This is a genomic window from Desulfolutivibrio sp., from assembly GCF_036584575.1.
Taxonomy (GTDB): domain Bacteria; phylum Desulfobacterota; class Desulfovibrionia; order Desulfovibrionales; family Desulfovibrionaceae; genus Desulfolutivibrio.
This window is the reverse complement of sequence record NZ_JAZHDB010000011.1, coordinates 22,002-33,638: the sequence shown is the minus strand read 5'-3', so window position 1 is coordinate 33,638 and position 11,637 is coordinate 22,002. Positions and strand designations below refer to the sequence as shown.

At 65.9% G+C, this 11,637-nt stretch carries 9 protein-coding genes; 4 read left to right on the top strand and 5 right to left on the bottom strand.

Annotation, left to right across the window (positions count from 1 at the left end; all coding sequences use genetic code 11):
• Together V3572_RS00955 and V3572_RS00950 are read right to left on the bottom strand one after the other, a co-directional pair.
• On the bottom strand, positions 1 to 212 hold a 212-nt coding region (locus tag V3572_RS00955; protein WP_332109098.1), incomplete at its 3' end, for a Fur family transcriptional regulator.
• 195 nt (positions 213 to 407) lie between these two features.
• Positions 408 to 1,007, bottom strand: a complete 600-nt coding sequence (locus V3572_RS00950; protein ID WP_332109097.1) for a hypothetical protein — start codon at positions 1,005 to 1,007, stop codon at positions 408 to 410.
• A gap of 243 nt (positions 1,008 to 1,250) precedes the next feature.
• Between V3572_RS00950 and V3572_RS00945 the strand changes: the two genes are divergently transcribed.
• The gene (locus V3572_RS00945) at positions 1,251 to 3,143 is read left to right on the top strand and encodes an acetate--CoA ligase (protein ID WP_332109096.1); all 1,893 of its coding nucleotides are present in this window, start codon (positions 1,251 to 1,253) and stop codon (positions 3,141 to 3,143) included.
• A gap of 62 nt (positions 3,144 to 3,205) precedes the next feature.
• On the opposite strand, the gene V3572_RS00940 is transcribed toward V3572_RS00945, so the two are convergent.
• Together V3572_RS00940 and V3572_RS00935 are read right to left on the bottom strand one after the other, a co-directional pair.
• Positions 3,206 to 3,991, bottom strand: a complete 786-nt coding sequence (locus V3572_RS00940; protein ID WP_332109095.1) for a 3'-5' exonuclease — start codon at positions 3,989 to 3,991, stop codon at positions 3,206 to 3,208.
• Entirely contained in the window at positions 3,988 to 5,916 is a 1,929-nt protein-coding gene (locus V3572_RS00935; RefSeq protein WP_332109094.1) for a putative nucleotidyltransferase substrate binding domain-containing protein, read from the bottom strand. The genes V3572_RS00940 and V3572_RS00935 overlap by 4 nt, the downstream gene beginning before the upstream one ends.
• A gap of 507 nt (positions 5,917 to 6,423) precedes the next feature.
• On the opposite strand from V3572_RS00935, the gene V3572_RS00930 reads away from it, so the two are divergent.
• Genes V3572_RS00930 through V3572_RS00920 form a run of 3 tightly spaced genes read left to right on the top strand, consistent with a single transcriptional unit; the run spans position 6,424 to position 9,408 of the window.
• Positions 6,424 to 6,729: a DUF485 domain-containing protein gene (locus V3572_RS00930; protein WP_332109093.1), complete on the top strand. Its 306-nt coding sequence runs from the start codon at positions 6,424 to 6,426 to the stop codon at positions 6,727 to 6,729.
• A gap of 4 nt (positions 6,730 to 6,733) precedes the next feature.
• Entirely contained in the window at positions 6,734 to 8,281 is a 1,548-nt protein-coding gene (locus V3572_RS00925; protein WP_332109092.1) for a sodium:solute symporter family transporter, read from the top strand.
• Positions 8,278 to 9,408 carry a putative nucleotidyltransferase substrate binding domain-containing protein gene (locus tag V3572_RS00920; RefSeq protein ID WP_332109091.1) on the top strand — a complete coding sequence of 377 codons (1,131 nt, stop codon included), beginning with the start codon at positions 8,278 to 8,280 and terminating at the stop codon, positions 9,406 to 9,408. Before V3572_RS00925 ends, V3572_RS00920 begins: the two co-directional genes overlap by 4 nt.
• A 128-nt stretch (positions 9,409 to 9,536) precedes the next feature.
• On the opposite strand, the gene V3572_RS00915 is transcribed toward V3572_RS00920, so the two are convergent.
• On the bottom strand, positions 9,537 to 11,633 hold the full coding sequence (locus V3572_RS00915) for a methyl-accepting chemotaxis protein (protein WP_332109090.1): 2,097 nt from the start codon (positions 11,631 to 11,633) through the stop codon (positions 9,537 to 9,539).
• Positions 11,634 to 11,637 lie beyond the last annotated feature (4 nt).

The window sequence follows — 11,637 nt, the reverse complement described above, 5'->3', positions numbered from 1 at the left end:
AGCACCGCCAGCGTCCGGTACACCGTGTCCAGGGAGATGGTCGGCACACGCTCTCTGACCCGCCGCCAGACGGTCTCGGCGCAGGGATGATCGCAGGCCGCCGTCAACTCGCCGTAGATCTCAAGCCGCTGGTGGGTCAGCTTCAGCCCATGGGCTGCAAACAGGCTCCGGGCGTGTTCCGTCGTCGGTTTTTTGATTTCAGGGGTTGTCATGGCCGCTCCTTGTTAAGAACAATTCCTAAATAAAAACTGTTCCTGATCATGTCAACCCTTTTTCCCTTAGAAACGGGGAAAGGTGACACGGCCAAAGGGGGTTCCGGCCCACGACGCGGGCGGGCAGGAAAAGACGGATTCCACCGCAGGAAGCGGTGCGAAAGAGGCGAAGGGGCCGGGGCCGCGCCGGGCGGGCTACTTGAAATCGCGCATGCGCTCCCGGATGCGGTCCATATTCAGGGACACGAAGGCGCTGTATTCATGCAGCGTGTCGTGAATGACCACGCCCTCCTGACGGGCCAGTTCGTAGAGCTTGGTACGGGCCACCCGCTCCCCGAATTCCCACATGCGGCGGGCGGAAAATTCCACCAACCGGTCGGCGGCCTCGCTGGTCATGGTGGGGGCAAGGCCCGTCTGGTTCTCCGCGACAGCCGGTTCCAGGGCGAATTCCGACGGCCCGGCTTGACCGGTCTGCCCAGTCTGGCCGAACATGGGCGGTTTGGCCTCGATCATTCCCAGCCGCCGCTCCAAATCGGCCAGCCGCGTCAGGACGGGCGCAAGATCCGGCTGGTGGTCCCCGCCGAGGCAAAAGCCTTCCCCCGGCCCCTCCTGGCCCATATGCGCCGCGGCAAATTCCAGGGCGCGGGAGATGGCCTCCCGCTGGGAGACGTTATAACGGGCCTGGATGGTGTCCAGGGCCGACGCCGCCCCAGGCGTCAGGGTTACGCCCACGGGCTTGCCGCCCTGGGCCGCCAGTGTTGCCCGCCAGCGCGTCGCCCGGGATTTCTCGACCATGGCCCCTCCCAAAACTGGAAACGATCTAGCAACACCTATAGGCATGTCGCAAAGAAAACGGCAAGATATTTCCCGATTTTTTCCCTGTCCCCCCTCCCGCGCCCCGGACGGGAAACGCCAACCGGCCAAGCCGCTTGTCGGATCGCAGCCGCCGCTTACCGAAAGGGCGTGGCCTTTTTGCCAGCAGCCCGCTAGGATTTTGAAAAATGGCGATTTGTCCCATCGGCCATCCCGGAGTCTGCCATGAGCCCAAACGGAACCCTGGACGCCCTGCTTGTCGAAAAACGGGTCTTCCGGCCGCTGCCGGGACAGGCCATCGAGGCCAATCTCCCCCCCCAGGAACTTGAGGCCGCACGAAAACAGGCCCTGACGGCCCCCCTGGACATCTGGGAGCAGGCCGCCTCGGAACTGGTCTGGTACAGGCCATGGCAGGCGGTCGTCTCCACGTCCGGCGGGGCGGCCTTTCCCCGCTGGTTTCCCGGCGGCCAGACCAACATCGTGGCCAACGCCCTGGATCGCCATGTGGAATCGGCGCACCGCAACACCCTGGCCCTGATCTTCGAATACGCCTCGGGCGAAAACAAGAGATTCACCTATTTCGAACTGCACCGTGAGGTGTGCCGCCTGGCCCGGGCCTTTTTGTCCCTTGGGGCGACACGCGGCGACCGCATCTTCATCCACATGCCCACCCTGCCCGAGACCGTCATCGGCATGTTGGCCGCCGCCCGCATCGGGGCCGTGCATTGCCTGGCGCCCCTGGGGTACTCGGCCAAGGCCCTGCGGCGACGCATCGAGGCCAGCCGGGCCCGGATCATCCTCACGGCCGATATCGGCCTGCAAGGCGACCGGATGACGCCCGTAAAACCCGTGGTGGACGAGGCCCTGGCCGGAACCGGGGAGACCCGGGTGGAGACCGTGGTGGTGGTGCGCCGCTCGGAGCAGGACATACCCATGACCGAGGGCCGCGACCTGTATTATCACGACATCCTGGACAGCGGGCGCGAGGCGACCCCGCCCGAGCCCATGGAGTCCGACGATGAGCTGTTCGTGCTCCACGCAGGTTCCTCCCTCTCCGCCCCCCGGGGCATCGTGCATGGCCACGGCGGCTACATGGTCGGCGTGTACCGTACGGCCACCTGGGTGTTGGACCTAAAACCCACGGACGTCATCTGGTGTACGGCCGAACCGGCCTGGATCACCGGGCATTCCTACGCCATCTACGGGCCGCTTCTGGCCGGGGCGACCACGGTCATGGTCGAGGGCAACCCCCTGGCCGGGCATGGGCGCCGGCTGTTCGAGATCATCGACCGCCACGGGGTGAGTGTTCTCTACACCTCCCCCACCCTCATCCGCATGATGCGCCGCATGGGCGCCGTCCCCGGCCGCGACCACGATGTCGGCGCCCTGCGCCTCTTGGCCACGGCCGGAGAGCCCATCCCGCCCGAGCTGTGGGTGTGGTTCCACAAGACCATGGGCAAGGGCCAATGCCCGCTTCTGGATACCTGGTGGCAGACCGAAACGGGCATGATCCTTCTGTCCCCCCTGCCCGCTTCCCTGCTGGCGCCCGGTTCCGTAGGACGCCCCCTGCCCGGCGTCTCGGCCGATGTGGTGGACGAAGCCGGGAACCCCGTGCCGCCGGGCAAGGGCGGCCATCTGGTGCTCAACGCCCCCTGGCCGGGCATGCTCCTGACCCTGGACGGCGACCCTGACGGCTACCGCAGACAGTATTTCGAGCGAATCCCGGGGGTCTTTTTCACCGGCGACATGGCCCGCCGGGACGAGGACGGTTCGTTTTGGATCCAGGGCCGGGCCGACGACGTGGTGCAGCTTGGCGGGCGCCGCCTCGGCAGCGCCGAGATCGAGGGGGCCCTGGCCTCCCATCCGGCCCTGGCCGAGGCGGCGGTCATCGTCGTGCCCGACGCCATGGGGGCCACGGCGGCCAAGGCCTTCCTGGTCCCGATCCTCGATTGGGATCTGCGCTACGACTCGGAGGAGGATTTGGTCCGCGACGTCAAGGCCCATCTGCGCCGGGAGCTTGGGTCCGTGGCCGAGGTGCGCTTTTTCGCCGTCAGGAGTTGCCTGCCCAAGACCCCAAGCGGCAAGATTTCACGCAAGGCCCTGCGCGAGGAGCAGTGATCCGGACGGGGACCAAAGACCCAGGCCCGTCGCGGAAAGGCGCCGCCGCAAACGGGGTTTTGTCAGGATGAATGCCACCGCCAGTTGCGCCCGGCCCGATACAGATCGTGCATGGTCGTCAGCCTGCCGCCCTGGATTTTGCGAATGAGATACAGGAAAAGGTAGGCCGTCTGCATGGCGTCGGCCAGGGCGTTGTGGGCCGGGAACCGGGGCAATCCCCATTCCTTTGACAGGTCGGACAGGGCGTAGGAGACGTTTAAGGCGTAGCGGTCGTAGTAGTTTTCCCAGTGCTCGGCGCGGTAGATCTGGGCCATGCGCAGGGTGTCCAGACAGGGATTTTCCACCTTGAGCCCGTACACGTCGGCCATGGCCCGGTTGAGAAAGGCCATATCCAGCCCCACATGGTGTCCGACCAGAAGCGACGACCCCACGAACTCCAGAAAATCCGGCAGCACATGGCGCAGCCGGGGCCGGTCCTGGACCTGTTGCGGGGTGATGCGGTGAATCAGCGTGCTCTGCTTGGGCAGATCCTTGCGCGGCCGCACCAGCGCGGAAAAGGACTCGCTCGGCACGATGCACAGCCCCCGCACCCGCACCGCGCCGATGGACACGATCTCTTCATGGCGCGGATCAAGGCCGGTCAATTCCGTGTCCACCACCGTGAAATCGCAGTCTTTGAGGGCCACGCCCGTGTCGAAGGTCCGAAACCGTTCCTGGTTCTCCACCAAAAGGGGATGGGGCGGGCCGGGGGCCGGACGCGACCGCCAAGGGGTCATACGGCCCAGAAGCCGTGTGAAAAAAGTCTGCCCCGCCCAGGCCTGGCCCGTCCCCATGAGGCTTCCGCTCATGTCCCCTCCCGGTTCAGGCCGCTTCTTTCCGCAAGGAGCGCCTGGGCCTGCGCAACGGCGGCGAACACATCTTTGAGCATGCGCACGACCAGGGGATCGAGGTCCGCCGCCACGACCTGATCGTCCATCTCTTTTGGCTGGCGGCCGACCCGGGCCTGGCCAAGACGATGCGCCAGCCGCAGATGCATGAGAAAATCCACGGCCGTGGCGATGCGGCCGCAGGCCTCGGGGTCCAGGCGTCCGGAATCGCGCAGGGCCGCCAGCCTGGACAGGGTGTGGACCCCGGGCAGGCCATGGGCCAGGCAGAACAGGGCGACGAAACCGGCCAGGGGGGCCAGCCCCAGGGCCTTCACGTCGAAATGCCGCTCTCCCTTGCCCGAGGCGTCCACCACCTGTCCGGCATAGATGGCCAGGGGCGGATGTTCCGGAAAAAGCGTCCGGGAAAACCGGGCCAGAACGTGCGCATCCCGCCCGGCCCGCTCCCGAATCAGCCGACACAGCCGTTTTCCCAGGTCGAGGAACCCAAAGACCGGCCGCGCCTCGCACAGGGCAAAAGCCAGGGCGGCGCTCTCCGGGCGGTCGTCTGCGGCATGGCCGGAAAAAAAGGCCGCCCATTCCGCGAACGCCAGGCTGCGCGACCCGGAAAATCCTCCACGGGTTTCGGGGTCATGGCAGATGGTCCGCACGTGGGCCAGGGCCATCCGGGCAAATCCCGCGAAATAATCCCGGCAGCGCACGGCCTCCTCCCCGGGCGGATCCTGGTAGACCACCACCCCGTCCGGAGGCTCCCCCGGAACCTGCTCCATGCGGCCCGCATCGCCCAGCGCCAGCCAGCAAAACGGGGCCGGGGGAGGCCCGAGCTCCCCCTGGATCAGGGTCAGCACGCGTTCCAAAACGGCGTCCCAGACCATGGTCAGCATCCGTCCCACATGGGCGGCCCCGGCCCCGTCTTCGAGCAGAGCCCGGGCCGTGCGGGGAATGCGTTCGCACAGCCCGGCCAGGGAGGACACGTCCCGGGAGGCCTCGATGTCCGCAAAAAGGGAAAAGGGCGAACGCCCCTGCAAGGCCAGGATGTCGTGGGAGGTGACCATGCCGATCACGGCCCCGTCGCGTTCCACGGCCAGATGGTGGACGCGGCGCTGCATCATGACCGTCAGCGCCCCGAAACAGGCCTCCCGGTGGTCCACCACGCACACCGGGGAGCTCATGATCTCGCGCACGGGACGGGTCATGTCCCCGCCCCGGGCCAAAACCTTGTAGCGAAAATCCCGGTCGGTCACGATGCCCGCAACCCGTCCGCCCTCGTCCCGCAACAGGATCGAGCCCACCCCGAAATCGGCCATCCGGGCGGCGGCGGCCACGATGCTGGCCTCGCCCGGGATGTCCACCACCGGGGCGTGGGCCACCTCCCCCACGGTCAGGGCGAAGATCGGCCGAAACCCCGCCCCGCCGCCGCCCCTGTCCCGGCGAAGCAAGGTCAGGGCCCGCTCCAGATAGTCCTTTGGGAACCGGTCGCAAAAATAGGCCGCAAGTGCGGGAGACTCCCTGGCCGCCTGCAAAAAAATCTCTCCCTCCAGGCGGAAATAAAAGGTGTCCGCCAGGGCCGTGGCGTCGCAGGACGCCGACTCCCCGCGTAAAAGCTCGGCGGCCCCCACGGCCTGCCCCGAGCCGAGATAGTCCACCCCGCACGGCGCACAAGCGCCTCCCGGACGGGAGACGCACACCCCCCCGGATTGGATGAGCAGCAAATCCTCCACTCGCTGGCCAATGGAATAGAGTCGCGTCCCCACGGGGCAGAAATCCACCCGGGCGGCGTCCGCCAGTTGCAAAAGCACCTCCGGCGGCAGATCGGAAAACGGCGATGTGGCCGTAAAAAACACGGACGGCAGACAGGCCCTTTCCAGAACGAAGGTCTTGTCCATCATGACGGCGTGGCCTCCAGGGCGGGCTGCGGCATACGCCCGCACATCCCCCATAGCCCGCCCGCGCCGCCAGCGCATGCCCTTTTCGGCAAGCGGCGGGGGGAATCCGTCCAATGGCCGCCGCTCCCTGTCGGCGGATCGGGCCGTGGGCGCGGCGACGCCGCCAGGGGCAGCGCCGACCCGGACCGGGACGGAAAAAGCCCCCGACCGCAGAGCGCCTCCCCGCCAACGGCGGTTTTTCGTCGTCAAACGGCGCCGCGCCCCCCCGGACCACGACACCCCGCGTACATGGCGAAAAACACGCCGCTCACCAAAAAAGCCTGCGGCCTGCGCCGTCGTCTTGGTAGGGTGGCCTTCGCCCTACGAAAACGTCCCGGCAAAGCAGGCGCCGCCGGGACATGTCTGATGGCGCACGGCAGGCGCGAGACGGCCGACATCCGGCCAGCCCCCATGCCCCCGGCGGTATCCCACCGGGGCGGATCGAACCCCACACCACGAGAGGAGCCCCCCATGTCCGCCGAATCCGTCAGGCACATCGACGAGGTCGCATTCCGAAAACTGGTCCGCGCCAAGTGGACCGTTTCCCTGGTTCTGACCGCACTCATCCTGGCCATCTATTTTGGATTCATCCTGGTGTTGGCGTTCGCCAAAGACGTGCTCACGGCCAAGATCGGAACCCACATGACCCTGGGGCTGCCCGTGGGCCTGGGGGTGATCCTGTCGGCCTGCGTGTTGACGGGCGTCTACGTGTTCTGGGCCAACCGGACCTACGACGCCTCGGTACGCGACATCATCCGCTCCATGAGAAGGAAATAAGCCCATGCCCGACTTCACTTCGACGCTTGGCAAGCCCAATGCCGTATCCATCGCGTTTTTTTTCCTCTTCGTGGCCGCCACATTGGTCATCACCTATTTCGCGGCCAAAAAAAGCAAATCCGCCTCCCAGTTCTACGCCGCCGGGCGCAGCGTCACCGGGCTGCAAAACGGCCTGGCCCTGGCCGGGGACTACATGAGCGCGGCCTCGTTTCTGGGCATCGCGGGGCTGGTGTCGCTGAAAGGCTACGACGGGCTCATCTACTCCATAGGCTTTCTGGTGGGCTGGCCCATCGTCATGTTTCTGGTCGCCGAGCCGCTGCGCAACCTCGGCAAGTACACCTTCGCCGACGTGGTGGCCTACCGGCTGTCGCAAAAGCCCATCCGGGTGGCGGCCTCGTGCGGGTCGCTGATGACCGTGGCCTTCTACCTCATCGCCCAGATGGTGGGCTCGGGGTCGCTGGTGCAGCTCATGTTCGGGCTGCCTTACGAGGCGGCGGTGGTGGTGGTGGGCGCGATCATGATCGCCTACGTGCTCTTCGGCGGCATGCTGGCCACAACCTGGGTGCAGATCATTAAAGCCGTGCTGCTCCTGGGCGGGGCTTCGGTGATCGTGTTCCTGGTCCTTTCCAAATACGGGTTCGATCCCTCGAACCTGTTTGCGGCCGCCGCCGACAAATACGGCGACAAGGTGCTTTCGCCCGGCGGACTGGTGGCCAACCCCTGGGACGCCCTGTCGCTGGGCATCGCGCTCATGTTCGGCACGGCCGGGCTGCCCCACATCCTCATGCGCTTCTACACCGTGCCCGACGCCAAGGCCGCGCGCAAATCCGTGTTTTACGCCACGGGATTTATCTCGTATTTTTACATCCTGACCTTTATCATCGGCTTCGGGGCCATGGTCGTCGTGGGCCAGGACGTGGTGACCAGCTTCGACAAGGGCGGCAACATGGCCGCGCTGCTTTTGGCCGAGGTCACGGGGGGCACCATGTTTCTGGGATTTATCGCCGCCGTGGCGTTCGCCACCATCCTGGCCGTGGTGGCCGGGCTGACTCTGGCCGGGGCCTCCACCTTCTCCCATGACCTCTATGTCAACGTCTTCAAATCCGGGAAGGCCACGGAGGAGGACGAGGTGAAGATGGCCAAGCGGGGCACGATTTTCCTGGGAATCCTGGCCGTGGTCCTGGGCATCGCCTTCAAGGGGCAAAACGTGGCCTTCATGGTCGGGCTGGCCTTCGCCATCGCCGCCAGCGCCAACTTCCCGGCCCTGCTTCTGTCCATCCTGTGGCGGCGCTTCAGCACCTTTGGCGCGACCGCAAGCATCTATACCGGGTCCGTCCTGGCCGTGGGCCTGATCATCATCAGCCCCACGGTGTGGGTGGATGTCCTGGGCAACGCGCAAGCCATCTTCCCCTGGAAGAACCCGGCGCTCATCTCGCTCCCGGCGGCCTTTTTCGCCGGATGGCTGGGCTCCGTCCTTCGGCCCGAGGCCGATGCCGAGGAAAAGTACGAACTGCAAAAAATCCGAAACTATCTGGGCATGGGAGCTGAATGAGGACAGATGGGCCGCTTTTCCCCGATGATCCGGCCGACGAACTGCGCCGGGCCGAACGGCTTCTGGCCACGCGGGGACACCATCCGGCGCTTCTGCCGGAGGCCATCGCCAGGGCGGAGAGCGTCTCCGCCCTGGCCCTGCTTTTTGCCGATCTGCGTAACATGGCCCTGTGCGGCGTGGATGCGGGCATCGCCTCCCGAACCCTGGGCCTGCTCATCAGCGAGGTGAGCGACCATCTCCTGGCCCGGGCGGCCCGGATCGTCGAAGGCGGCATGGACGGGCCGCTGGGGGACTTCTGCCTGGTGGCGCTCGGCAGCGAGGGCCGCCGGGAACAGTTTTTCGCCACGGACCAGGACAACGGCCTGATCCTGGCCGAAAGCGACGCCCCGGACGGCAGCGGGGAGGGCTCCGTGGCCGCCTTCAGCCAGGAGTTCATCGCGGCGCTCACGGCCATCGGCTTTCCGCCATGCGAGAACCGGGTAATGATCGACAATCCCGACTGGCGAAAGCCCCTGGAGCAATGGAAGGAAACCGTGGACGATGTGGTGCGGGAGCCGGACGGCCCGGGCATCCTGGTGTTGTCGCTTCTGGCCGACGCCCGGCCCGTAACCGGAAATGCGGCCCTGTGCCACGGGCTGGCGGCCCATCTGCGCAAACGGGTGGCGGACTCGCCCGTGACCCTTGGCTACATGGCCCGGGAGGCCCTGCGCTTTCCGCCGCCCCTGGGCTTTTTCAATACGCTTGCGGTGGAGCGATCCGGCCCGGACAAGGGCGGGCTGGACATCAAAAAGAGAGGGATTTTCGCCCTGGTCCAGGGACTGCGCACCATGGCCCTGGAGCAACGCCTCCTGGCGACAGGCACGCCCGAGCGGCTGGCGGCATTGGCCGAACAGGGGATTTTTTCACAACCCCTGGCCCGGCGGCTGCACGAGGCCTACGACGTTTTGCAGACCTTGCGCATCCGCTTCCAGGCCAAGGCCATCCGCCGAGGGGAAACGCCGCGCAACACGATTTTTCCGGACAATCTGGACGACCTCGAACGCGACCGCCTCAAGGACAGCCTGCACGCCGTGGTCGAACTCCAGGAACTGGTATACGCCCGCTACGGGCTGCATCTGTTTCCGTAAGTCGTCCGGGCGGGGCCTGCCCGCCCGGTCATCCGTCCGCCAACCTCCCCGCCGGGCGATCTTCCGCCTGCGCCTGAGCCTGCCGCGGCCCGTCCGCCGCATCCGTCAGGCAGAGCACCGAAAAGGGATCAGCTGAAGCGCCCGGGCAATTTCGGACGCCGATCCTTGGCGGCCGGAAGCTCCCGGCTGCCCCCCCCTCCTTGCATGTCGTCGATAAGGCGGCGCAAAATCCCCGTCTGTTCGGTCAACCCGGTCAGGGCTTCGGCGGATTGGTGCAAGGCGTCGGCCGTCTGGGCGGAAATACGGTTGATGTCCATGACGCTGCGGTTGATTTCCTCCGTCGTCGCGGACTGCTCCTCCGAGGCCGTGGCGATGGAGCGCACCTGGTCCGTGGTCTGGACCACGAGGTCCACGATGGCCTCCAGGGCGCGGCCGGACTGCCCGGCAAGTCCCGTGGCGTCGTCAATGCGCCGCACCGTCTGATCCACGTTGTCGATATTTTTGCTCGTGCCCTGCTGGATGCCGATGATGGCGTCGCCGACCTCCTTGGTGGCGGCCATGGTCTTTTCCGCGAGCTTTCTGACCTCGTCGGCCACCACGGCGAAACCGCGTCCGGCATCCCCGGCCCTGGCCGCCTCGATGGCGGCATTGAGCGCCAACAGATTGGTCTGGTCGGCAATGTCGGAAATCACGTTCATGATCTGGCCGATGCCCTGGGCCTGCTGTCCCAACCGGGTCATGTCGTCCTTGAGTTGCAGGGCGTTCGTTTGGACGTCGCCGATGCTGCGGATGACCTGGGCCACCATGTTCGACCCCTCGTCGGCCTTTTGCCGGGCGTCGGTGGCGGTGTTGGCGGCCTGGGCCGCGTTTTGGGCCACCTCGATGACCGTGGCGTTCATCTCCTCCATGGCCGTGGCGGTCTCGGCCACCCGGTTCGACTGCTCCTGGGAACCCTGGCTGGATTGCTCGATCTGGCCGGAAATGGACTGGGACGCGGCGGTGACGGCGTCGACGACGCCCTCCAGTTGCTCGGCCGCCTGAAGCATCCCCTCCTCCCTGGCCTTTTCCGCCCGTTCCCGGGCCGTTTCCGCCTCCGCCATGGCCAGAGCGGCCTTTTCAGACTCGGCAGCGGCCACCCGGCCCTTTTCCTCGGCCTCGCCGATCTTGGTCTTGAGGTTGCCCACCATTTTGGCCATGGCCCGTTGCAGGCGGCCGATTTCGTCGCTGCGGTCGACGTCCAGGGGGGCGTCCAGGTCGCCATCGGCAATGCGCGTGGACGCGCCGACCAGGGAGCCGATGGGCCGAAGCACGCTGATGGACAGGATGACCAAAATGCCCACGGCCAAAATCACGGCCTGGCCTGCCGACATGTAAAGGATGAGCCACCCCAGGCTGCGGGCGTCGGCAAAGGCCGCGTCCTTGTTGACGACCATGCCGATGATCCAGCCGGTGGCCTTGGATTTATCAAAAAGGATCAGCTTTTCGACCCCAAGCGACACGACATCGAGGCTGCCGCTTTGCTGGGAGGCGATTTTTCCGCCGTAGTCCGTCTCCTTGATGATGTTGAACTTGCCGATCAGCTTGCTGTCCGGGTGGGCGAGAACCAGGCCGTCAGGGGCCAGGACAAAGGCATACCCCGCTGGCGTGTCCAACGGCTTGACGAAGTTGTCCGTGAAGACGCCGATCTTGACGCCCGCCGAAATGATGCCGACGATCTTGCCGCCCTCGCGCACCGGCGCGGAGATGACGAAGACGGCTTCCCCGCTGTCCACGCTGAAAAGCGGGTTGGAAATGAAAATCTGCCCCGCAATGGCTTTTTGGAAATACTCCCGCTTTTCCAGATTGACGCCGATGAGTTTGACATTGGTGCTGCTGACGACGACGCCCTGCGGGTTGACGAACAAAATGCTGTCGAACGTGGGATGCCGGGCGGCGCTGTCCTTGAGAAGCGCCACGGCGCGTTCCACGGCCCCGGGGTCGTCCGCGCCAGCGGTCAGGGCCTTGGCGAGTTCCTCCGTCTTGGAAAGGGTGATGATCTCGTTTTGCGCCCCCTCCACCCAGAGTCCGACGGCGGAAAGCAGGGAGCCTGCCGTACTCTTGGCTTTTTCAACCGCCAGCGCTGATAATGACTTGGTGCTGCGCTGGTAGGTCAGCCACGTGGAGATGGACATGCCGAGTATGATCAGGGCCAGCGTGGGAAGGATGAATTTCATCTTGAGGGTCATGGCG

Excerpts from the sequence above, each read along its gene's own strand:
- V3572_RS00935 (WP_332109094.1), bottom strand. The coding sequence starts at position 5,916 with ATGATGGACAAGACCTTCGTTCTGGAAAGGGCCTGTCTGCCGTCCGTG.
- V3572_RS00925 (WP_332109092.1), top strand. The coding sequence starts at position 6,734 with ATGCCCGACTTCACTTCGACGCTTGGCAAGCCCAATGCCGTATCCATC.
- V3572_RS00915 (WP_332109090.1), bottom strand. The coding sequence starts at position 11,633 with ATGACCCTCAAGATGAAATTCATCCTTCCCACGCTGGCCCTGATCATA.
- V3572_RS00930 (WP_332109093.1), top strand. The coding sequence starts at position 6,424 with ATGTCCGCCGAATCCGTCAGGCACATCGACGAGGTCGCATTCCGAAAA.
- V3572_RS00920 (WP_332109091.1), top strand. The coding sequence starts at position 8,278 with ATGAGGACAGATGGGCCGCTTTTCCCCGATGATCCGGCCGACGAACTG.
- V3572_RS00950 (WP_332109097.1), bottom strand. The coding sequence starts at position 1,007 with ATGGTCGAGAAATCCCGGGCGACGCGCTGGCGGGCAACACTGGCGGCC.
- V3572_RS00945 (WP_332109096.1), top strand. The coding sequence starts at position 1,251 with ATGAGCCCAAACGGAACCCTGGACGCCCTGCTTGTCGAAAAACGGGTC.
- V3572_RS00940 (WP_332109095.1), bottom strand. The coding sequence starts at position 3,991 with ATGAGCGGAAGCCTCATGGGGACGGGCCAGGCCTGGGCGGGGCAGACT.